This is a genomic window from Micromonospora sp. NPDC023633 (genome assembly GCF_040640035.1).
Taxonomy (GTDB): domain Bacteria; phylum Actinomycetota; class Actinomycetes; order Mycobacteriales; family Micromonosporaceae; genus Micromonospora.
In genome coordinates, this window is sequence record NZ_JBFABB010000013.1 from 49,933 (window position 1) to 68,379 (window position 18,447).

The window sequence follows — 18,447 nt, forward strand, 5'->3', positions numbered from 1 at the left end:
CCACCCCCTACGTGTTGCTGCCGATGGACTTCTGGACGTCGCCGCCGAGCGAGGCGACCTGCTCGCGCAGCACCAGCACCAGGTCGCCGCCCCGGATGCGGAACTCGCCGCTGACCAGGAGCCGCATCAGCCCGGCCATGGCCGATCCGGACGAGAGCGGCTGCACGGTGGCCCCGCGGCCGAGGTGCACCAGCTCGGGACCGCGCTCACCGACGAGGGCCGTGCCGGAGCCGAGGATGTGGCCGCCCTTGGCGAGCATCGGGATGTTCGGCGTGTGCAGCGTGACGCTGGGGATGCCGACGCCCATGATCGAGCCGCCGCCGATCGTCAACGACAGGTCATTCCATTTCCGGATGATCCAGTTCACGGCGCTCTTGAAGCTGTTCTTGATTCCGTCCCACATACCACCGGCAGCCTTGCCGATCTTTTTCGGCAGCCCGGACACGAATTTGACGACCTTATCGAAGGTGTTGCCGATCCATTCCCAGGCCGCTTTCACGCCGTCGACAATGCCGTTCCACAGCTTCTTGAAGAAACGCCCGACGCCGGTCCAGAAGCCGGAGAACGTCTCCCACCACTTCTTCGCTGCGGCGACTAGGAAATCCCAGACAGCGAGGGCGGCCGTCTTGATGACCTCCCAGGTCTCCTTCCAGAAATTTCGGAAGCCCTCGAACTTCATCCACAGGCCGACGAAGACGAGGATCAGCCCGAGAACGGCGATGACGATCAGGCCAATGGGGTTGAGCATCATCACGATGTTGAGGGCGGTCTGGAGGATGATCCACGTCTTGTAGATGCCGAGGATCACGCCGACGATCAGGGCGAGCGCGCCGAGACCGGTCACGAGCGGGCCGATGATCCCGGAGTGCTTGTCCAGCCAGCCCACGACCTTTTCGATGGTCGGGAGGGCCTCGGACAGCTTCTCGACGAGCGCCTGTTGGGCCTTGCGCTTGAACGCCTCCAGCTTCTGGCTGGCCGACTGCTCCAGCTGGTCACCCATCCGGCCGGCGGCTCCGCCAACCTTGCCCAGGGAGGCGGCAGCAGTGTCGAGGTCCAGGCCGGCGAGGGCACCCTGGAGGTCTTCGGCCTTCGTGCCGAACAGGGCGACGGCGGCGGCCTCCCGCTCGGTGGGGTCCTTCATGGCCTGGAGCCGCTCCAGCACGGTGCCGAGGGCCTCCCGGGCGGCCGGGCCGCCCGCGGCGAAGGTGGCGGTCATCTTCTGCGCGTTCAGGCCGATCGCCTCGAAGCCGGCGGCGCTGGTCTTGCTGCCGTCAGCCGCGCGGATGGCGAACTCCTTCAGCGCGTCGGAGACCACGTCCAGGTCGCGGGCGCCGGCCTGCACGCCCTGATTCATCAGGCCCATCGCGTCCGCTCCGGACAGTCCGAGCTTGCGGAACTGGGTGGAGTACTCCGACATCGAGTCGAGGAGGTCCCCGGCCTGGTCTCCCGAGGTTTGGAAGCCACGGGTCAGCAGGTCAAATGCCTCAGCCGCGTTGCTGGCCAGCCCCGTCTTGACCATCTGGCCGGCCGCCCGGGCCGCCTGGGTGACGTCCAGGTCGAAGGTGCTGGCCAGGGCCTGGGCCTTGACGGTGAGGTCCTCGATGACCGCAGCATCGGCACCCTTCGGCAGGAGCCCTGCCTGCATCACGGACCGGGCGGCGAGCATCGCGTCGGCGGCGGACGTGCCGAAGCCGCGGCCGTACACCTCGCCGGCCACCTCGCCGAGCTGCTTGGCGAGGACCGGGTCGCCAATCTGCGCGGCCAGCTTCGCCCGTGCGCCCTCCAGTTCCAGGCCGCCGAGCAGGCCCGCGCCGATACCGGCCGCGAGCGCGGCACCGATGACCGGGCCGTGCTGCCGGGCCTGCTCGCCGGCCTGCTCCATCTTCCCGCGAGCGGCCTTCAGGGTTCGGTCGAGAGCGGTGTCGTCGGCCTTCAGGTAGGCCACCAGTTCGCCGAGCTTGAGCGCCACGGTGCCCTCCCTCCGGGCTCAGGCCCCGGGAAGGCCCGGGATGGTGGGTGTTTCCGGCTCCGGCGTGAGCGCCCGATACAGGCGCGTGTCGGCCACCAGCAGGCCGGTAATCCGGGCTTCCAGCCACCGCCACGAGCGGCGGCGCATCAGGCCGCGGTTCTCGACGTCGATGCCGTACACGTCGTGCAGGTCGGCCTCGATGAGCCGCCAGTGGCTCAGGAGCGTCTCCCACGAGACCGCCTCGCCCGACCGCTCCCGCCGGACGTCGTCGGGGACCTCGTACCACTCGTAGAGGCCGGTGTGCGGGTCCCGTTCCCCGCGTCCGTACTGGTCCGCCCAGCGGCCCGACGCCCCGCTCGGTTCGTCGGGCCCCATGCTTCCGGGCGGCCTCCGGAGGTCCAGTACCGCTCGGCGGCTTCCTCGCCGCCGATGATCCAGATGTAGGCGGCTTGGCCGCAGAACTGGATGTAGGCGTCCGGCAGCCGGTCGGCGACCATCTGCTGGTAGACGGGGCCGAGGACCCGCTCCGGCAGGCTGACGTCGTCACCGCCCGGCAGCTGCGGCAGGGCGTCGATCCGGGCGACTACGCCCTGCATCTCCTGCTCGGTGGAGGCGGCGTGCACGTCGCCGGTGATCTGGGCGATGCGACGGCACCAGAGCCCCAGCTCCGCCGACGCCAGGGGCACGGTGTACTCCCGGCCCTTGACGGTCAGCGTGAGTCCGGGACTCCAGTACTCGTCGAGGTCGGCGAGCTTGTTGGCCATCAGGCGTACGTGTAGTTGTCGGCGTCGACGTTCGGGCTGGTGCCGTCGGGCGTGGTGACGGACACCTGGACGGTGCCGGCGACGCCGGCCGGGGCGGTCGCCACGATGTGCGAGTCGCTGACCACCACGTAGTCCTCGGCGTCGGTCGCGCCGAAGTCCACTGCCGTCGCATCCGTGAAGTGGGTGCCGTAGACGTTGACGAGGTTTCCGCCGGCCGTCGGCCCGCCGGCGGGCGCCAGGCCGGTCACGGCCGGGGTCAGGTCGGCGGCCGGGTTGACCACCTGGGCGTCGAGCGGGCCCTGGCCCTGGATGACGACGGAGACGGTGTCCTGCGCGCCGCCGTTGCCGCCGTCCGGGCTCCACTGCTTGACGTAGGCGCGGCCCTCGCGGGCGTCCCCGACGCCGTTGCGGTCGTACCAGCGGACCCCGAACTCGCCGTTGGCCACGCCGTTCTTGGCGGCGTGGTACTTCGCCTGGAGGAAGGCGTGCACCGGGTCCAGCGCGGTGCCGGCCGCGTTCGTCGAGTGGAGGATCTTCACCTCCAGCCGCCAGTTGTAGCCGGTGACCGACTCGCGGGCGGCGCCGTCGTCCTCGTACGCCTCGTCGGACTCGGTGCGCAGCTCGTCGACGGGCTTCAGCTCCTGCACGCCCATCAGCCGCTGGTACTGGCTGGCCGGGAAGGCGGCGGTGTCGATGTCGACCCGGAGACGCCGGGCGAGCATGGTCCTGCGGTCGGTGGGGGTCGTCGCCATGACGTGATTCCTCCGGTCAGTCGGTGCGGTTGCTGGTCGGGCGCATGGCCTCGACGTAGTAGTTGCTGCTGGTCTCCCACCGGCCGTTCGCGTCGGCGCCCAGCGCCGCGTAGGACTGCCGGTACACCTGCACGATGGGGATGCCGCCCCAGGTCAGGCCGTGGGCGCTGTCGAGCGCGTCGAAGATGCCGTCGCCCAGGTCTTCGACCGTCCTCGGGTCCTTCGTCCCTCGACAGCGGACCTGAACCCCTTGGGTGACGTCGGCCATCCCGGGCGGGGAAGCGACGACGTACGGGGCGAGCGTGATGATCCGGTCCGGGCTGGTGGGGATGGCGCGGATGTAGATGCCCACCTCGCCCGCCTGGTAGCTGCCGGACGGCCGCCAGGTGCCGATTCCGGCGGCGGCCAGGTGCTCGGCGAGGCCGGCGAGCAGTCGGGAGGTCCAGCCGTCACCGGTCGCCATCAGGAGCCGCCCAGGGGCTTACGGGCGGCCTTCGCGATCAGCGCCAGCATGACGTCGCGTTCGGTCCCCATCGGCTCCTCCAGGTACTTCGCCTGCCGCCCGTCGTCGTGCCGCAGGGTCATGTCCTCGTGTTGCTTCACCGCATAGGACCGGTCAAAGCTGACCGCGACCAGGCCTGACGCCCGGTCGGAGCTGACCTCGCCGGACCGCTCCAGGTCGCCCTCCTCATGCGGGGCGAGGCCACTGGACACCTGGAGCAGGTGCTCGGCGGCCACCTCGGTGCCGTCGAAGGACGCGTCCTGCATCAGGGCGAGCACCTTGTCGCCATCCCAGGCCAGCTCGAAGTCGTCTGCCATCGGTCACTCCAGGGACAGCTCGACGTGCTCCGGCAAGTCCCAGCCGTGAGCGTCGAGGAACGAGGTGGCGAGCACCCGAGTGACCCGGCCGGAGTCGAGCTGCACCCGGGAGCCGGGCGGCGCGATCGTGGTCGGCGGCGCGAACACCGTGGTCGCCGACACGGCTTCAGCGCCCTCGGCGTCCTGGGTTTGGACGGTCACGCGCCGGTTGGTGTCGTCGACGACGCACGGGGCCACGTCGACGGGGTCGGCGTACACGTCGCCGTACGCGCCGGAGCCGGTGAGCGCCTCCACCCGGATGGTGCGCGGGGAAGGGATGTACAGCGCGACGAACTCGGTCCAGTCCACGGCTCACCTGCTCTGTGGCCCGTGACCGGTCAGGCCGGCGGACTGAAGGATGGTCCATGCCTGCTCCCAGAGGCCGCCGATTCGGACCGGCTGGTCGTTTGGGTCGGCGGACGGCTGGACTGCGAGCCGGCCGAGGTTGAACCCGCCACGGCGGGCCCCCGCCCCGCCGGTGACGTTGCCGTGTTCCAGGTTCGCGGCGATCTGCTCCAGCGTCGCCTCCCGCAGCGCGTCAACGACGTCCTGGTCCTCGGGGTCGTAGACGGCGCAGAGCAGCGCCCGGTCCACGTCCCGGCTCGCCCGGTCGAGGAGCTGCTGCGCGTTGACCGGGGTCTTGCCGAGCTTGTTGTTGAGCTGCTCGATGGTCGCGTACGCCACGTGCCCTCCCTGGGCGGGGTTGGCGGGGGCGGCCGGAGGTGACCCGACCGCCCCCACGACTCACTCGGGCCGCGGCCCGTACTGCTCGCGCAACTCGTCACGCTTCATCGCCCGCACCTCGGCCTCGTCGAGGTCGGGGCGAGAGGCGATGACCCACTCCGCCCACACCTCCTGGGAGGCGTTGCCGGCCGGCGGCTCCGACGGCGGCGGGTCGTCCGGGGCCGGGCCGTCGGGGTCCGACGGCGGGGGCGGGTCGTGGGGCGGGATCTCGTCGACCCTCTGGGCCTCCTTGGAGGCCTCCACGTCCCCGGGCTCGTTGACGTGCTCCGGCGCCTGCGTGTGGTAGCGGCGGAGCATCCCGACGCCCATCAGGCCGCCGCCGTCGTGAGGACGAGGACACCCTTGTCCTTGATCCGCTTCACCGCGTAGTGCAGGTTCGTGGTCACGACGTTGGTGCGCTTCAGGATGTCCCGGTCCTGCTCGACGATCGGCCGCCGCTTCCACAGCACGCCGAGGCTGTTCCGCTTGACGATCAGCGAGGTGCGGGCGGGCAGCCGGTCGGTGACGAACACGTTCATGCCGCCGACCTGGCCGATGAAGCCGCGGCGGACGATGTCGTTGCCGGACTGCGTCTGCGCCGCCTGGATGAACTGGTCGTCCTTGAGGATCGCGGCCTTGGCGTCGGACCGGATGAACAGGCCGTACACCTCGTCGAGCTCGAAGTCGTCTCCGAACTTCGCGGTGGCGTCGACGAGGTGGTCCCAGGTGATGGCGGTCTGGCCGGCCGCCAGGGTGTGGGTGAGCGGTGCGCTGTTGCCGACCACCGTGCCGTCCGGGCGGGTCCGCCCGTTGGCGACGGTCGCCGTGGCCGCCGCGATCAGGTCGGCGTCGACCTTCCGCGCGGCCAGGACACCGAACTGGCGGATCGCCTCGTCCTGCGGGTTGCCCAGGCCGGTGAGCATCGCCTTGTCGGTGATCTCGACCGCCTTGCCGGCCTCCTTGATGGTGGCCTTCGTGGCGGACTGCGTCATCGCCTCGGGCGTCATCGGGACGCCCTCGGCCAGGTCGTCCAGGTCGCTGAGGGCGTCCCAGGCGGGGAAGTCGATGGTGTCGCCGGGCTCGCCGACGAGGGTGTCGTTGGAGAGGGCGGCGTTGGCCACGACGACCCGGCCGGTGAACTCGGCCTGCGCCATGTCCTCCCAGACCTCGGGCGCGTAGAGCTTCGGGGAGTCGGTGAGTGCCACGGTGGGCTCCTGGATGGATGGGCGGGCTAGCGGCCCGCGAGCTTGCGGTACAGGTCAGGGTTGGTTTTGAACAGCTCGTTGCGCTGACCTGCGGTCATGCGCTTGAACTGCTCCGAGGTGACGGCGTCGCCACCGGGCCCGCCGGTGAACTCGCCTCCGCTGCGCGCCGGCGCCTGGCCTGCCTCGCGGTACTGCGGGTTGTCGTCGATCGCCTTCTTCATCGCGTCGCGCAGCTTCGCGGGGAAGTCGTCGGCGGTCGGGTCGAGCTTGTGTGCCGTGTCCATGAAGGAGCGGCTGTCGGTGAGGGCCTGCGGGTTTGCTCCGGCCTTCTTTGCGCCCTTCCAGATGGCCAGCTCGACGGCGAGGTCGCGGTTGGTGTCGGCCATCTTGGTGAGCTGCTGGGTGAGCTGGGCGGGGTCGGCCTGCTTCTCCTCGGCCGCCTTGGGGTCCAGCACGGCGAGGAGCTTCTGGGCCAGCTCTTGGCGGGCCTGGTCGGCGGCCTCGGTGGCGGCCTGCGCCTTCGCGTTGGTGCGGGCCTTGGCCTCGCCCTCGCGGGCGTCGCGTACCACCTTCTGCGCCCACGGGGGCAGGTCTTCCAGCCGCTCACCGGTCGGCTCCTGGCCGGTCTGCTGCGCGGGCTGCTGGGCGGGCTGAGTGGCCTGCTGCTGGCTGCCGGTGCCCGGCTGCTGCTCGGTGCTGGCGGCCTGGGCGCCCTCGGCGGTCGCGGTCTCCACGGTGGGTGTCTCCTGGATGTCGACGGCCGGCGCCTGGCCGGCCTGTGTCGGATGGATGACCGGCGCGCCTGGCGCTGGTCTTGTACCGTGCCCGGATTACTCGCTACAGGGAGGTAGCTCGATATGAGGGCACGTCACATCTGGGTCGCTGCTGCGTTGGTCGGCGCGCTGGCCGGATGCGGTGGCAGCGACGACACTGCCGAGCCGGCGGCGCAGACCACCACGGCCAGCACCGGCGAGGCGGCGTTCCTGGCCGCGCTGAAGGTCATCGACCCGCAGCTGGCGGAGCGGAAGTCGGCGGTCGACGACGCGGAGAACATCTGCCTCGACCTGAAGCAGGGCAAGGACGAGGTGACGGTGGCGAAGAATGCGGCGGCCCGCTTCGAGGTAGACAACGCGAAGGCGGCGATGATCGTCGGTGCGGCGAAGGGCAGCCTCTGCCCGTCAGCGGGGTAGGTTGCCCGCGCCGACCTGCTCCCGGTAGGGCAGGCGTTTCAGTTCCGGGTTGGCGGCGAGGTGGGCACGCATCTCGCCCTGCCACTGCCGAACCTTCGCCGCCGCAGTGGCCTTCCCGACGTCGTCGAGGGCGCCCGCCTCGCGTTCCTTCCAGCGGCGAATCTGCCGCTCGATGGCCCTCTGCCGGTCCTTCGCCTCGTAGCCGGCCGGGTTGGCGGTGGGCCGTGACGGGCGGCGGGTCGCACCCGGCAGGTACGCGCGCAGCGAGTGCGTGCAGTTGGGGTGCATCAGCCCGTCCGCCCGGGCCTCGTCCACCGTGCCGGCGATGTCCACAGTGACCGTGCCGTCGCCGACCATGCTCGGCATCTCCACCCGGCCACGTCGGGTGCCGGAGATGGCGAGCACCTTGCCCTCCCAGGGGCGGCAGCGTTCGCACTCCCGAGGCGAGTCGGAGACGATGACGAGGTCCAGGCCGAGGGTCTGGAGCCGGTCGGTCTGGCCTTGGACGGCGGCGCGTTGGGTGACGGTGCGGACGGCCATCTCGACGTAGCTGGACAGCCGCCACACCCGCCCGCGCGAGTCGGTGAAGCTGGACACGCCCTGGTCGATGAACCGCCGGTAAGCGTGCTGCGACGCCTGCCGGCGGGTCTGCCCGCCTGCGACGCTGACCGCGGTCGCCTCCTGGATGACCGCCCGGTACACGTCCAAGATGTGGCGCAGCACGTTGGAGTGCCGTTCCCCGACGTCCTGTACGAGCGCCGCGGCGAGGTTCTCCACCACGCCCGCGCGGGTGACCAGCTCCGCCACCACACCGGCCGCCCGGACCGCGTCCGGGTCGCGGGGCATCAGCGCCGCCGGGATGCCCGTCGTGGCGACCGCCTGACCGCTGCGGTACGCCCGGGCAAGGGCCTCGCGGATCTGCTCCGCCCCCTCCGCCTCGACGAGGGCGAGAGTCCGCTCGACGGTGCGCCGCAGCGTTGAGAGGGCACCGAGGCGGGTCACGGCCCAGTCTGGTGCGTCGATACCGGCGAGCAGGTGTCGGGTGACCTCGCGGAGGATGGCCTGCTCGGCGGCCCGGTACAGGTCGACCGTGTTGCGGGTGATGGCCTCGATCTGGTCGCCGGTGAGGGCCATCGGCTACTCCTGCGCCGGGGGTTCCTGCTCGGGCTCGTCGGCTGGGGGCGGCTCGTTGCCGGCCAGCGCGCCCAGCGAGCTGCCGACGTCGACCACCGGCGGGGCGTCGCCCCGGATCCGGTCGACCTCCGTGCGGATCTCCTTGTCCTCCCAGTCCGGATGCAGCGTCTTGACCTTCATGTACGTCGAGATCGCGGCGGCTGCCTCCAGCAGCTGGAGGGTGCGGGCCACGCTCTCGGGGTCCTGGCTGACCGTGTCCCCGAAGTCGACCTGCGGCGGCTCGGGGGTGACGCCGGAGTTGAAGAGCACCGCGTCGACCATGAGCAGCGTTTCGAGGATCTCCTGGAGCGCGGGCCGCCAGTGCATGATCTTCGCGTCGCGGGAGATGAACGACTCCCGCTCTCGTGCGGCCACCTCCGTGGCCGTTACCGCCGCGCCCTCGGCCATGCCGAAGGACTGCGCCGAGTAGCCGGCCGTCTCGACGATGAGGCGGGCCTGCTCCGCCGACATGCGGAGGTGGTCCTCGACCCGGATGAGCGGCTGGATCAGCTCCAGGTTGAGGCCGGAGCTGTCGTCGGCCATCGTCTTGATGGGGGTGAACAGCTCCCGCGCGGTGTCGAAGTAGGCACCGTTGCCCGGGCCCAGCGAGGTCAGGTACTCCTCGGGCACGACCAGGCGGGCGCGGGCCAGCCGCAGGTCCCGCATCAGGCTGGTCCAGGTCTCGTCGAGGGCGTCGAAGAGCGGCTCCACGCCGTCGTAGTCGGACCGGCCCAGGTTCGCCGCTGCGGGCAGGTCGGCCCAGATGCGCGACGGGGTGATGTTCGGGACGTAGCGGGCCGTCAGCCGGTCACGCAGGCCGGTGGCGATCTCCCCGGTTGGGGCGACATCGGCGAGCCAGGCGACGTCGGGGTGGGCTCCGAAGTCCACCCGCCGGCCGAGCCGGTCGGGGGTGCCCTCGTACAGGCCGTGCAAGATGGCGCCGCGTTCGTGGCGCTCCAGGTGCCGCAGCACCCGGTTGCCGTCCTCTTCCAGGATCCGCCAGAAGGTGACCGCCCAGAGGACGTCCCACCGCCACTCGGGTACAGCCGCGGCGGCGTCGACGCGGGCGATCCACGGCCGGGGGCGGACGGTCTTGTCCCAGACGATGCGCAGGTATCCGCCGCCCTTCGCGGCGCCGGTCTCGGCAGCGGCCAGGAGGGTCGCGTGCGCGCCGTCGTCGACAAGTTCGTTGATGCGTGCCTGGGTCTGCTTGTTGGCCGCCGTGAGTGTCGGAGGCTCGCTGAACAGCAACCGGGCCGAGGTCTGGGCGATGTCGCTGGCGAGGGGCACATGCAGCTTCGCGCGCTGCTCGCCGTCCAGAGTCGGCTCACCCCAGAAGGTGCGGGCCACCCAGCCGACGAGGCCACCCCGATACTGCGACGGCCGGTTGACCGGCCGAGCCAGGTCGGTGCCCTGATAGACGCGGGCGAGCCGGTCGGTTTCGCCGGAGTACCAGGCGGTCCACTCGTCGAGCTTCGCGCGGACAGGGGCGAGCGACTTGGGCGGCCAGGCCATGTCGGGTGAGGTGGGCAGCGGCACTGCGGAGCCCCCTCTCAGGCGGCGTTGTCGGGGCGTAGCTGGTGCCACCAGAGCGCCCGGGTGGTGTGGATGGCGTACCGGGTGGCGTCGATGCTGTGGTCGTCGGTCTTGACCGGTTCGTCTCGGCCCCGCTCGGCCGCCTTGTCATCCCAGGAGTAGCCGGGGACCTCCGACAGCAGGCCCGTGCACGAGGCGTGGATGCGGAGTCGGTCCCGGGCTAGCAGTGACGACATGGTGCGGATGCCCTCGACCACCTCGTTCTTGGCCGGCTTGTTCGGCAGGCCATCGCGGGCGAGCTGCACGCGGAAGTCGGCGGCGGCGGGGTCGACGAGGACGTACTCGGGAGCGACGCCCCGGCTGCCGTCAGGCAGGTCGAGGCCGGACAGCCACGACCGGACCGCCTCCGAGTACTCGACGGGCGCCATCTGTCGGCGGGCGGTCTTCGAGTCGTGCCGCCACTCCCGTGCCACGTACAGCCGCCCGTCGGCGCCGATGCCCACCAGGACCGCGGCGAACGCATTGGTGGTGCCGTAGTCGATACCGACGGCCAGCCAGCGGGTGATGTGCGGCAGCGCGCTGACGACGTGGCGGTCCTCGTCGAACATGTCGAACACGGCGCCCTCGGCCTGGACCCAAGCGCCGGCGATGAACCGCTTGTACCAGAGCCCCACGTACTCGCGTTTCAGGTCGGCGACGTACTGCGGGTCGAGGTGCGGGTTGTCGTCGAGGGTGGAGTGCCAGGTCCGCAGGTTCAGCTCACCCTCGCGGAGCAGGTACTTCTTCCTCAGCCAGTGGTTCGGGCTGTCGGGGTTGGTGGTGCCGAACAACTGTGCGCCGCGCACCGACAGTCGGGCGAGAACCTGGGTGAAGAACGCCTCGGGGATGGTGGTCAGCTCGTCCCCGTACGCCCGGCACAGCGTCATGCCGCGGACCTTTGGCTCGGCCTTGGCGTCGTTCGCGCCCAGGACGTCGACCTCCCGGCCGAGAATCGTGCCGGTGGGCGCGCCCGGGTTGTACTTCGTGAGGCGGGCGAGAGGGCCGAACAGGGCTGGGTCGGTCAGCACCGCGAACACGTTCCGGTTGACGGACTCGCGGGTCTTGCCGAACAGCAGGACCCGGCCGGAGGTGGGGGCGTCAGCAACGGCCATCAGGAGCCGCAGCAGCGACGCGACGGTCTTGCCGGACCGGACGGAGCCCTGCCAGATGTTGAGGCGGGCGGTGGACTCGACCACGCTGCGGAGGTGGATCGGGGACAGTGTCCGGCCGACCGCGTTGAGGTCAATCGCCATCGGTCTCAGTGCGGTTCAGCTCGTCGTACGCGGCTCCGAGGCCCTTGGCGAGGGCGCCGAGCATGCTCTTCGCGGCGTCGATGCCGGGGTCCGCGTCGTATTCGTCGAGGCGGACGGCCTTGTCGATGGCCATGCCCACGGACTGCATGATGTTCCGCTTGTCGGAGAAGGTCGGCTCGTTGAGGGTCCAGTCGACGCGCTCGTACTCCTTGCCGCCGTGGTCGACGTAGTGGGCGGGCTGCCAGAGCTGCTGGCGGAGCCGTTCGGCATCGTCGAGCAGTCGTACCGCGAGGGCTGCCCGCTTGGCCCGTGCGTCGTCCTTCTTGGCCTCGGTGGCGGCGCGGGTGCGTTCCCGGTCGAAGGTAAGCCCGAGCTTGTCGGCGATGCGGCTGATGGTGCGGCCGGAGCGGCCGAGTTGCTCTGCGATGGCGTTGCGGCTGAGACCCTCGGCGTGGAGTTCGCGGACCTGTTCATGGTCGGCCTCGGTGACGGGGCGGGGCTTGGTCATGGGTCGCTCCATCCCGGCGCCTGGCCGGTCAGGGGTCGGCGGACAGCTCGACGTGGGCGGGCGCGGCAGCGAACCCGACCGGGGCACGGCGGGCGTACTCGGCCGTCTGGCGGAACAGGTCGAGGGCCTTGGCGGCGACGACGTCCAGGGGCTCGGCGGCTTCGACGGTGACGGTGTGGCCAGCGACGGTGATGTCCACTTTGACCGGCGCGGGTGGATCGGTCACGGGTTGCTCCGCGGACTGGGAATTCTCCACCGGCGCGGCCGGTTGATCACGTCTGGTGGCCGGCGGCGGGCCGGCCGGGCGTAGGAGATGCGATGGCTGAGGGCGTGAAGGACGAGCACGAGCTGATTCTGGAAGCCAAGCGGGCGATCCTGGAGAGGATCCCCGGTGCGGTGAGGAGCAGTAACACGGGCAACCTCGTGCTGAAGCTGGCGATGGCGTACACGGTGCTGGACCGGGGGAAGCTGCCCGGTTCTGACGTCGGCAGCGAGTGACGGGTGCGGGCAGGCCGGCCACCACAGCGGCCTGCCCGCGTCCCCCCGCGCCCGCGTCCCGACCCCGGACGCAGAACAGCCCGGGAGCGCATCGCTCTACCGGGCTGCGGGCACACTCCGCCTGTCGGTGGATGTGTGATGCGATCTTCGCGCGCAGGACTCGCAGGAGTCAACTCGACGCGCTGGAGGCCATACCAGCACGGGGCGGTCCGCCCGGCGTCTTCCGGGTGATGGCCTCGACGGCGGCGGCCTGGTCGAGGCGGTACCACGTGGTGCCCCGACCGCGGCCGGGAACGTGGTGGGCGGGGAGCTGGCCGTGGAGCGGGTCGGCCGTGTTGCGTGAGCGGCGGGCCCAGTCGCGGACGCGGTCCTCGGTGATGTCCTCGCCGAGGCGGACCGCGACCTCACTGGCGGTGCCGTACTCGTGGCCGTTGACCCAGATCGTCACCCCTCCAGCGTAGGTCAGGAGGCGTCCGGGTTGATCAGATCCTCTGTGGTCACGACGACGGGCGTGGCCTTGCCCAACTTGCTCGCGGTCGTCTTGGGCGGCAGTGCCCGCACCCCGACGAGGTACACGCGGACGCCCGACATGTCCACGTAGGGGAAGGAGACACCCTTGGACTCGTCGGTAGGGAACTGGAGCGGGCGCCCTGAGATGTTGAAGACGACCAGGTAGGCCACGTTCTTCTGGTAGTCCTGGGCGTACTGGACGATCTGGTTGTACCCCTTGGCCAGGTAGCCCTTGCCTCGGGATCCGGCGTCGAAGATCTTCCCGTCGCAGATCAGGGCGTCGTCCGAGTCGACCTCGCCGATGATGTCCGCCTCGCCGGATGCCGAGCGCGGCTTGGCGTGCGTGACGTAGTTCCCCTCCAGGTACAGGAACCGCTGGAGGTCCAGGTTGTAGACCTCCTCGCCGTTGCGGGTGTCGCCCTGGAACCGCTCGTAGAGCTCCTCGCGGTCGAACCACTCGACCCGGCGGACGTAGCGCTCCAAGGCGTAGAGCACGCTGCTCTCCGCCCCGACACGCTCGCTGAGGTAGTCGAAGAACGGTGAGAGCGCCACCTCTACGAACTTCCGCCATCCGTCGCTGAAGTGACGTTCGCCGGTGGAGAGCGCCATGCTGATCACCGCTCGACCGTTGCTGCCGTGCTTGACGTCGTCGTCGGCGACGAACTCCATGAGGCGCCAGGAGAGAACGGCTCGCCCCTCCTCCGTCCTGCTCGGCCAGGACAGGTCCCGGTTGTTCAGGCCGGACATGAGGCTGTCGAAATCGAGGTCGGGCTCGACCTGCTCGGCCTCGGCGAGGGCTGCGCGCAAGGCCGGCTGCTTCTTGACCCAGTCGACCACCAGGCGCACCTCGTGTCCCGCGACGCTGTAGTCCTGGGTCAGGATCCGGCGGAGGCGCTCGCGGAGCGCAACCTGGAGGTCTTGCTGGTGCCTCATCTGGTCAGCCCTTCGAACGCTCGGTCAATCTGCCGCTCAAGCGTGTCCCCCAGGTTCTGCATCTGGCCGCCGTCGAGGAGGTGGAGCCGGAGTCGACAGCAGGGGCAGGTCACGGTGCACTGGGCGACGACCTCGGAGAGGCGGATCCAGACTGGGTAGCCGCACTCGGGGCAGTCGATCTCGTGATCGCCGTGCAGGATCTGGCTGGCCAGGGAGGGTGACACGAGAGGCATCATCCGCCCGCGCCGGGGGTTGAGGCCAATCGATCACGTGCGGCACGCCGGGGGAAGCACCAGAATGGTCATTATGGAGTGCGTTTCCTGAGAATGCTTGATCTTGGGAGCCGGAGCTTAGGCCCAATCAGGTCTCGTCATCCATCCCGTGGAGCATCCGGAGCACATGCGACGGCGCGAACTCCAACTCGTAGGCAACCACGAACGCCAACGTCCGTTCCAACCGTTGGCACGTCGAGCATCCATCGCAGCTGTCGAGATGATCTGCGGCAGCCTCGCGAACCAGGCTGGCGGTGTAGCCGAGGGCGTAGCCGGCTCGGGTTTCCTTCGTCTGGGCGGCGAGGGCCTGGCGGTAGTGCTCAACGACTTCGGGGTCTGGCTGCATGCCGGCGAGGTTAGTCACTCGGCGCTGGTCCATGCGGCCTCCTGGAAGCGTCTACTCGGTGGGCTCGTCATCGCTCGGAGCAACACCGAACCCGAGCATGAGCCGCCGCAAGGTAGCGGTGAACTCCGCACGTTCGGCCCGGCTAAGACGCGAGGTGTCGGGGGCCAGAAGCCGGTTGATCTGGCTGGCAAGCGGATGCACTCGGGGTGGCGCTACTGGGATGTGGCTCTCGTTCTCCGGTAGCAGTCCCACGATGACGTAGAGGGCAGCCAGTTTGATGTTGAACGCTTCGGCCAGGCGGCGGAGGTGGTCGGTGCTGGGCATGGTCTGCCCGCTCTTCCACCGGGACAGTGCGGGTTGCGAGATACCGGCGGCGGTGGCGAGATCGGTGGCGTTGGGCCGGTAGCCAAGGGTGGCCTCGGCGTGGTCGTAGACGTACGCCATGAATCGCTCGTGGTCCCAGGTCCGGTTGTCGTTCATGGCGGTCATCCTGCCTCAGTGTTGGCCGGTACGGCCCCCGCGACCGCACCGAGGACGTCGGCCCGCCGCCAGATGTGCGCGACGCCTTCGACTGCGCCGGGCATGCCGCACGGGCAGCCGGCACCGGTGCACAGCCGCCCGGTGGTGCAGATGACGGTCCAGGCGTCGACGGGGCCGGCGGTCTGGACGACGAGCTGCCGCTCGCCGCAGTGCGGGCAGGGGACGCCGGTGAGGGGCTCGACGGGCCGAGGCTGGCGGATGGCGGCCCGCACCCAGGCGTCCTCGTCGGCCAGGTGGCGGGCAACGAGGCGGACGGTGCCGGGCGGCAGGGCGGGAATGTGCTCGCGGATCCGTCCGACAGTCAGTCCGGTCGGGCAGCGGATGGCGTCGGCGAGCCAGTCGAGGCGGCCGGTGGAGCGCTGGAGCAGGTCGGCCCAGGTCGTCTCGTGGGCGGTGGGTGGGGCGAGGAGGACACCGGTGGTGGGGTCGCCGTGGCCGCCGCCGGAGAGCCTGGTGCCGTAGACGGGCGCCCGGAGGATCGAGGCGGCGGCGAGGAGGTCGTCGGCGGCGCGGCGGTTGGCGGCGCGGGCGAGCTGGGCGAGGGCGGTGCGCGCCGCCTGGAGGGACCAGGCGGCGGCGACGGCGTGCAAGTGGTGCGGCGAGGTCACGGACGACCCTTTCGGCTGAACAGGTGGGCGAGGAGCAGGTACTGGCCGAGGAACACCGCGGCGAGGGCCTGGGCGACGGCCATCTCGGGGTCCCAGGTGATGTCGAGGGCGGCGGAGAGGCCGATGACGGCGGCGATGAGGGCGACGTACGCGGCGGCGCCCGCGGCCAGGAGGCGACGGATCACGACGCCTCCTCGATGAGGGCGAGCTGGCCGGCGGCAGCGATCCGGGCGCGCCGGGTCGCCGCGGCGGTCTCGCGGTGGTGGTCGCGGTCGTAGTGCAGGTGGCAGCCCTGACACATCGGCCGCAGGTTGGCGGGGTCGCAGTTCTCCGGGGTGTGGTCGAGGTGGGCGGTGGTGAGGACCACCCGGGAGCCGGTGCCGTAGGCAGGCTGGCCGTGGCGGTTGGGGCAGCGGCCGGTGTGGGTGCCGCGCCCGCACTCGCCCTCGCAGGCGCACTGCCATCCGGCCGCTTCCTTCATCGCGAGGGAGATCTCGGGCCAGTTGTCGGGGTAGCGGGCGAGGTTCTCGGGGCGGATGGGCACCGGTCAGCCCTCCCGCTCGTCAACGGGCGGGCAGTCGCCGCGGTGCTCCCACAGGCCGACACCGGGCAGCGGCGGGTCGTACAGGTCGTCGACCCGGATCACCTGGGAGCAGCGCTCGCAGCGCGGCCGGCCGTCGACGGCCAAGACGCGCAGCACGGCGCGCGTCGACCAGGCCGTCACGCTCTCCGCCTGCTCGGCCCAGCCCTCGTGCCCCTCGGGCCAGTGCGGGCCGCGGCGGAAGCCGGCGATGCTGCCGGGGTCGCCGATGGCGCGGCGGATCCACGGGGCCAGCTCGTCCTCCTGCGCGCGACACGAGGAACCGAGGCCGGCCGGCGAGGGCTTGCGGAGCTTGTCGGCGAGGGCGTGGAGCAGTTCGCCGAATCCGGTGGGTTGGGGCTGGCAGGTGGTGAGCCAGTCGCGGAGCAGGCTGGGGTCGGTGGCGAGCATGGCGATCTGGCGGGCGATGTCGTGGTGGACGTGCTCGCGGGCCTGGTCTCGCTCGGCGAGGGCTTTGCGGACGGCGCGGGTCTGGCTGCGGAGGTCGTTCTCGGTGGCGTTGAGGCGGGTGTGCAGCTCGGTGTGGTGTGCCCGGAGTTCGCGGAGGTCGTCGAGGGCGTCGTCGCGCTCCTGCTCGGCGGTGGCGGCTCGGGCGTCGAGCTGGTCGCGGGCGTCGGCGGTGAGGTAGGTGGCGAAGCTGCGGTCGGTGGGGGCGTCTCCGGCGGCGTAGGGCTCGGTGGTGGTCATGGGGTCCTCCGGGTTAGGCGATGTCGGCGGTGGGGAGGTGGACGTCGACGACGGGCCGGTCGAGGCGGGGCTCGTCGACGTGGCGGCGGTGCTGGGCGGGGCGGGTTCGCGGCCGGCGGCGGGTGGAGCGGCGCGGGGTGACCTGCTCGTCGAGGGTCTGGCCCCAGCGGGTGGCGCAGGGCTCGCAGATCTTCATCCGCCACCAGGTGGTGTTGCCCAGCTCGCCGTTGGGCGGGAGGGCGGCGAGGAGGTAGCGGTCGCCGGGCTGGATGGTGGTGCGGCAGCGGGTGCCGGTGTCGCTCTCGCAGTGGTGGGTCTTGCGGGCGGTGTGAACGGTGCGGATCTCAGACATCGCGTGCTTCCTCGATCTCGTGGCGGATCTGTCGGGCGCGGGCGGGGGTGACGTACGGGTACTGGGCGCCGAGCTCCTCGTCGGCGTCGGGCGCCGGCGGCGGGGTGGTGTGGGCGAGGGCACGGGCGATGGCGGCCTGTGCGGACGCGTGGGCGCGGCGCTCGCCCGGGGTGCGGTGCCGGTACGGGGCGGCGGTCACGACGCGCTCCGGAGGTGGAAGGCGCAGGCGTTCCCGGCGACCTGGTCGACGGCGAGGGTGGTCTTGCCCTCGGCGTGGCAGGCGAGGCAGAAGCCGAAGCCGTCGGAGGTGGGCTGCCGGTCGGAGTTGGTCACCAGGCGGAGGTTCGGGCCGCGGCCGGCGGCCGTCTCGCGCGCGCGGTCGTGAGATGCGGTCTCAGGCTGAGGTGGGTCCTGTACCGCCGAAGAGAGTGAGCTTTCAATCCCGTTCCCAGGAGCCGAAGGCGACTGGGGTCGCAGGGGGTCTGGGGGCAGCGTGCCCCCAGTGGAGGGTTCCTGGGTGGTTTCTCGGGGGGTTCCCGGGAGGTTCGTGGGTGGTTCGGGCGGCGCTGCGTCCGTACGTACGTCGTCAGGATCCGCACGTACGGATCGTGTGTCCGTACGTGCGGATCCAGGATCCGTACGTACGGACTCTGCGTCCGTACGCTGCCCCTTCTGCTTGCGCCGGTAGTCGCGCACCCGGGCCGCCTCAGCCGCCTTCTTCTTCTCGATCTCGGCTTCCATCTGAGCCAGCTCGGCCGGGTCGCGCTTCTTGCTCATGTCGAGGTTCCAACGGGGGGTGCCCCATCGGGTGGTGCCGTCCGGGATGAGGAGGCCGGCGGCTTCGAGGCGTTCCTGGGCGCGCTGGATGGTGCGGGCGTCGTAGCCGGTGCGCCAGATGACGTCGGTGATCGCGGCGTGGGTGTCACGGCCGAACTCGTCGGCGCGTTCCGCCCTGGCGACGAGGACGCTGCGGGCGGTGGTGTCCGGCAGGCCCTTGGGCGTGCGCAGCATGGGGGCCTCGTCGAGGGCCCACTGCACGGCCTGGTAGCTCACCCGGTGCTCCTGATCTGCTGGTGCGGTCTGTGCGGGGTGGTCGGGCCGGGCCCCGGGGAAGTGGGGCCCGGCCCGGA

30 protein-coding genes are annotated in these 18,447 nt (G+C 70.9%); 2 read left to right on the plus strand and 28 right to left on the minus strand.

Features of this window, described 5'->3' with window-relative positions:
- Nucleotides 1-7 precede the first annotated feature (7 nt).
- From AB0G13_RS06130 to AB0G13_RS06180, 11 genes are read right to left on the minus strand one after another with little or no spacing between them, the layout of a single operon-like run.
- Entirely contained in the window at nucleotides 8-1,969 is a 1,962-nt protein-coding gene (locus tag AB0G13_RS06130; RefSeq protein WP_357869620.1) for a phage tail tape measure protein, read from the minus strand.
- 18 nt (nucleotides 1,970-1,987) lie between these two features.
- A complete protein-coding gene (locus AB0G13_RS06135) occupies nucleotides 1,988-2,188 on the minus strand; it encodes a hypothetical protein (RefSeq protein WP_357869760.1) in 201 nt (66 codons plus the stop codon).
- Nucleotides 2,185-2,733: a hypothetical protein gene (locus AB0G13_RS06140; protein WP_357869623.1), complete on the minus strand. Its 549-nt coding sequence runs from the start codon at nucleotides 2,731-2,733 to the stop codon at nucleotides 2,185-2,187. Before AB0G13_RS06140 ends, AB0G13_RS06135 begins: the two co-directional genes overlap by 4 nt.
- Nucleotides 2,733-3,485 carry an IPT/TIG domain-containing protein gene (locus tag AB0G13_RS06145; protein WP_357869626.1) on the minus strand — a complete coding sequence of 251 codons (753 nt, stop codon included), beginning with the start codon at nucleotides 3,483-3,485 and terminating at the stop codon, nucleotides 2,733-2,735. Before AB0G13_RS06145 ends, AB0G13_RS06140 begins: the two co-directional genes overlap by 1 nt.
- A gap of 16 nt (nucleotides 3,486-3,501) precedes the next feature.
- A complete protein-coding gene (locus tag AB0G13_RS06150) occupies nucleotides 3,502-3,948 on the minus strand; it encodes a minor capsid protein (protein ID WP_357869628.1) in 447 nt (148 codons plus the stop codon).
- Complete coding sequence (locus tag AB0G13_RS06155; RefSeq protein ID WP_357869631.1) at nucleotides 3,948-4,304, minus strand: hypothetical protein; 357 nt, start codon at nucleotides 4,302-4,304, stop codon at nucleotides 3,948-3,950. Before AB0G13_RS06155 ends, AB0G13_RS06150 begins: the two co-directional genes overlap by 1 nt.
- A gap of 3 nt (nucleotides 4,305-4,307) precedes the next feature.
- Entirely contained in the window at nucleotides 4,308-4,652 is a 345-nt protein-coding gene (locus AB0G13_RS06160; protein WP_357869634.1) for a hypothetical protein, read from the minus strand.
- 3 nt (nucleotides 4,653-4,655) lie between these two features.
- Nucleotides 4,656-5,027: a hypothetical protein gene (locus AB0G13_RS06165; RefSeq protein ID WP_357869637.1), complete on the minus strand. Its 372-nt coding sequence runs from the start codon at nucleotides 5,025-5,027 to the stop codon at nucleotides 4,656-4,658.
- Between the two features lie 60 nt (nucleotides 5,028-5,087).
- Entirely contained in the window at nucleotides 5,088-5,396 is a 309-nt protein-coding gene (locus AB0G13_RS06170; RefSeq protein ID WP_357869639.1) for a hypothetical protein, read from the minus strand.
- A complete protein-coding gene (locus tag AB0G13_RS06175; protein ID WP_357869642.1) occupies nucleotides 5,396-6,271 on the minus strand; it encodes a N4-gp56 family major capsid protein in 876 nt (291 codons plus the stop codon). The genes AB0G13_RS06170 and AB0G13_RS06175 overlap by 1 nt, the downstream gene beginning before the upstream one ends.
- A gap of 26 nt (nucleotides 6,272-6,297) precedes the next feature.
- Nucleotides 6,298-7,005: a hypothetical protein gene (locus tag AB0G13_RS06180; RefSeq protein ID WP_357869645.1), complete on the minus strand. Its 708-nt coding sequence runs from the start codon at nucleotides 7,003-7,005 to the stop codon at nucleotides 6,298-6,300.
- 123 nt (nucleotides 7,006-7,128) lie between these two features.
- Here AB0G13_RS06180 and AB0G13_RS06185 point away from each other — a divergent pair, with 123 nt between their 5' ends.
- A complete protein-coding gene (locus AB0G13_RS06185) occupies nucleotides 7,129-7,461 on the plus strand; it encodes a DUF732 domain-containing protein (protein WP_357869648.1) in 333 nt (110 codons plus the stop codon).
- On the opposite strand, the gene AB0G13_RS06190 is transcribed toward AB0G13_RS06185, so the two are convergent.
- The 5 genes from AB0G13_RS06190 to AB0G13_RS06210 are packed head-to-tail and all read right to left on the minus strand — an operon-like array spanning nucleotide 7,450 to nucleotide 12,196.
- Nucleotides 7,450-8,595 (minus strand): phage minor capsid protein, encoded by a 1,146-nt coding sequence (locus tag AB0G13_RS06190; RefSeq protein ID WP_357869651.1) that lies wholly within the window; start codon nucleotides 8,593-8,595, stop codon nucleotides 7,450-7,452. The genes AB0G13_RS06185 and AB0G13_RS06190 overlap by 12 nt on opposite strands.
- 3 nt (nucleotides 8,596-8,598) lie before the next feature.
- Nucleotides 8,599-10,173, minus strand: a complete 1,575-nt coding sequence (locus tag AB0G13_RS06195; RefSeq protein WP_357869653.1) for a phage capsid protein — start codon at nucleotides 10,171-10,173, stop codon at nucleotides 8,599-8,601.
- 14 nt (nucleotides 10,174-10,187) lie between these two features.
- Nucleotides 10,188-11,462 (minus strand): phage terminase large subunit, encoded by a 1,275-nt coding sequence (locus AB0G13_RS06200; RefSeq protein ID WP_357869656.1) that lies wholly within the window; start codon nucleotides 11,460-11,462, stop codon nucleotides 10,188-10,190.
- Entirely contained in the window at nucleotides 11,452-11,970 is a 519-nt protein-coding gene (locus AB0G13_RS06205; protein WP_357869658.1) for a helix-turn-helix domain-containing protein, read from the minus strand. Before AB0G13_RS06205 ends, AB0G13_RS06200 begins: the two co-directional genes overlap by 11 nt.
- 28 nt (nucleotides 11,971-11,998) lie before the next feature.
- A complete protein-coding gene (locus tag AB0G13_RS06210) occupies nucleotides 11,999-12,196 on the minus strand; it encodes a hypothetical protein (RefSeq protein WP_357869660.1) in 198 nt (65 codons plus the stop codon).
- A gap of 92 nt (nucleotides 12,197-12,288) precedes the next feature.
- On the opposite strand from AB0G13_RS06210, the gene AB0G13_RS06215 reads away from it, so the two are divergent.
- Entirely contained in the window at nucleotides 12,289-12,468 is a 180-nt protein-coding gene (locus tag AB0G13_RS06215; RefSeq protein WP_357869663.1) for a hypothetical protein, read from the plus strand.
- Nucleotides 12,469-12,637: 169 nt separating this feature from the next.
- Here AB0G13_RS06215 and AB0G13_RS06220 read toward each other — a convergent pair whose 3' ends face one another.
- The 12 genes from AB0G13_RS06220 to AB0G13_RS06275 form a co-directional block, all read right to left on the minus strand.
- Nucleotides 12,638-12,916: a hypothetical protein gene (locus AB0G13_RS06220; protein WP_357869666.1), complete on the minus strand. Its 279-nt coding sequence runs from the start codon at nucleotides 12,914-12,916 to the stop codon at nucleotides 12,638-12,640.
- 14 nt (nucleotides 12,917-12,930) lie between these two features.
- Complete coding sequence (locus AB0G13_RS06225; protein ID WP_357869669.1) at nucleotides 12,931-13,911, minus strand: hypothetical protein; 981 nt, start codon at nucleotides 13,909-13,911, stop codon at nucleotides 12,931-12,933.
- Nucleotides 13,908-14,135, minus strand: coding sequence for a hypothetical protein (locus AB0G13_RS06230; protein WP_357869672.1), 228 nt, complete (start codon nucleotides 14,133-14,135; stop codon nucleotides 13,908-13,910). Before AB0G13_RS06230 ends, AB0G13_RS06225 begins: the two co-directional genes overlap by 4 nt.
- Before the next feature lie 136 nt (nucleotides 14,136-14,271).
- Nucleotides 14,272-14,562 carry a hypothetical protein gene (locus AB0G13_RS06235; RefSeq protein ID WP_357869675.1) on the minus strand — a complete coding sequence of 97 codons (291 nt, stop codon included), beginning with the start codon at nucleotides 14,560-14,562 and terminating at the stop codon, nucleotides 14,272-14,274.
- A gap of 18 nt (nucleotides 14,563-14,580) precedes the next feature.
- Nucleotides 14,581-15,018 carry a helix-turn-helix transcriptional regulator gene (locus AB0G13_RS06240; RefSeq protein WP_357869678.1) on the minus strand — a complete coding sequence of 146 codons (438 nt, stop codon included), beginning with the start codon at nucleotides 15,016-15,018 and terminating at the stop codon, nucleotides 14,581-14,583.
- Nucleotides 15,015-15,677 carry a hypothetical protein gene (locus AB0G13_RS06245; RefSeq protein WP_357869681.1) on the minus strand — a complete coding sequence of 221 codons (663 nt, stop codon included), beginning with the start codon at nucleotides 15,675-15,677 and terminating at the stop codon, nucleotides 15,015-15,017. Before AB0G13_RS06245 ends, AB0G13_RS06240 begins: the two co-directional genes overlap by 4 nt.
- The gene (locus AB0G13_RS06250) at nucleotides 15,674-15,862 is read right to left on the minus strand and encodes a hypothetical protein (protein WP_357869684.1); all 189 of its coding nucleotides are present in this window, start codon (nucleotides 15,860-15,862) and stop codon (nucleotides 15,674-15,676) included. The genes AB0G13_RS06245 and AB0G13_RS06250 overlap by 4 nt, the downstream gene beginning before the upstream one ends.
- Nucleotides 15,859-16,221, minus strand: a complete 363-nt coding sequence (locus AB0G13_RS06255) for a hypothetical protein (protein WP_357869687.1) — start codon at nucleotides 16,219-16,221, stop codon at nucleotides 15,859-15,861. Before AB0G13_RS06255 ends, AB0G13_RS06250 begins: the two co-directional genes overlap by 4 nt.
- A 3-nt stretch (nucleotides 16,222-16,224) precedes the next feature.
- Nucleotides 16,225-16,965, minus strand: coding sequence for a hypothetical protein (locus AB0G13_RS06260; RefSeq protein WP_357869689.1), 741 nt, complete (start codon nucleotides 16,963-16,965; stop codon nucleotides 16,225-16,227).
- A 13-nt stretch (nucleotides 16,966-16,978) separates the two neighbouring features.
- Complete coding sequence (locus AB0G13_RS06265) at nucleotides 16,979-17,317, minus strand: hypothetical protein (protein ID WP_357869692.1); 339 nt, start codon at nucleotides 17,315-17,317, stop codon at nucleotides 16,979-16,981.
- Nucleotides 17,310-17,516 carry a hypothetical protein gene (locus tag AB0G13_RS06270; RefSeq protein WP_357869695.1) on the minus strand — a complete coding sequence of 69 codons (207 nt, stop codon included), beginning with the start codon at nucleotides 17,514-17,516 and terminating at the stop codon, nucleotides 17,310-17,312. The genes AB0G13_RS06265 and AB0G13_RS06270 overlap by 8 nt, the downstream gene beginning before the upstream one ends.
- Entirely contained in the window at nucleotides 17,513-18,370 is an 858-nt protein-coding gene (locus tag AB0G13_RS06275) for a hypothetical protein (RefSeq protein WP_357869698.1), read from the minus strand. Before AB0G13_RS06275 ends, AB0G13_RS06270 begins: the two co-directional genes overlap by 4 nt.
- Between the last annotated feature and the right edge of the window lie 77 nt (nucleotides 18,371-18,447).

Excerpts from the sequence above, each read along its gene's own strand:
- AB0G13_RS06140 (WP_357869623.1), bottom strand. The coding sequence starts at position 2,733 with ATGGCCAACAAGCTCGCCGACCTCGACGAGTACTGGAGTCCCGGACTC.
- AB0G13_RS06145 (WP_357869626.1), bottom strand. The coding sequence starts at position 3,485 with ATGGCGACGACCCCCACCGACCGCAGGACCATGCTCGCCCGGCGTCTC.
- AB0G13_RS06150 (WP_357869628.1), bottom strand. The coding sequence starts at position 3,948 with ATGGCGACCGGTGACGGCTGGACCTCCCGACTGCTCGCCGGCCTCGCC.
- AB0G13_RS06155 (WP_357869631.1), bottom strand. The coding sequence starts at position 4,304 with ATGGCAGACGACTTCGAGCTGGCCTGGGATGGCGACAAGGTGCTCGCC.
- AB0G13_RS06170 (WP_357869639.1), bottom strand. The coding sequence starts at position 5,396 with ATGGGCGTCGGGATGCTCCGCCGCTACCACACGCAGGCGCCGGAGCAC.
- AB0G13_RS06185 (WP_357869648.1), top strand. The coding sequence starts at position 7,129 with ATGAGGGCACGTCACATCTGGGTCGCTGCTGCGTTGGTCGGCGCGCTG.
- AB0G13_RS06190 (WP_357869651.1), bottom strand. The coding sequence starts at position 8,595 with ATGGCCCTCACCGGCGACCAGATCGAGGCCATCACCCGCAACACGGTC.
- AB0G13_RS06200 (WP_357869656.1), bottom strand. The coding sequence starts at position 11,462 with ATGGCGATTGACCTCAACGCGGTCGGCCGGACACTGTCCCCGATCCAC.
- AB0G13_RS06205 (WP_357869658.1), bottom strand. The coding sequence starts at position 11,970 with ATGACCAAGCCCCGCCCCGTCACCGAGGCCGACCATGAACAGGTCCGC.
- AB0G13_RS06215 (WP_357869663.1), top strand. The coding sequence starts at position 12,289 with ATGGCTGAGGGCGTGAAGGACGAGCACGAGCTGATTCTGGAAGCCAAG.
- AB0G13_RS06225 (WP_357869669.1), bottom strand. The coding sequence starts at position 13,911 with ATGAGGCACCAGCAAGACCTCCAGGTTGCGCTCCGCGAGCGCCTCCGC.
- AB0G13_RS06235 (WP_357869675.1), bottom strand. The coding sequence starts at position 14,562 with ATGGACCAGCGCCGAGTGACTAACCTCGCCGGCATGCAGCCAGACCCC.
- AB0G13_RS06240 (WP_357869678.1), bottom strand. The coding sequence starts at position 15,018 with ATGACCGCCATGAACGACAACCGGACCTGGGACCACGAGCGATTCATG.
- AB0G13_RS06260 (WP_357869689.1), bottom strand. The coding sequence starts at position 16,965 with ATGACCACCACCGAGCCCTACGCCGCCGGAGACGCCCCCACCGACCGC.
- AB0G13_RS06265 (WP_357869692.1), bottom strand. The coding sequence starts at position 17,317 with ATGTCTGAGATCCGCACCGTTCACACCGCCCGCAAGACCCACCACTGC.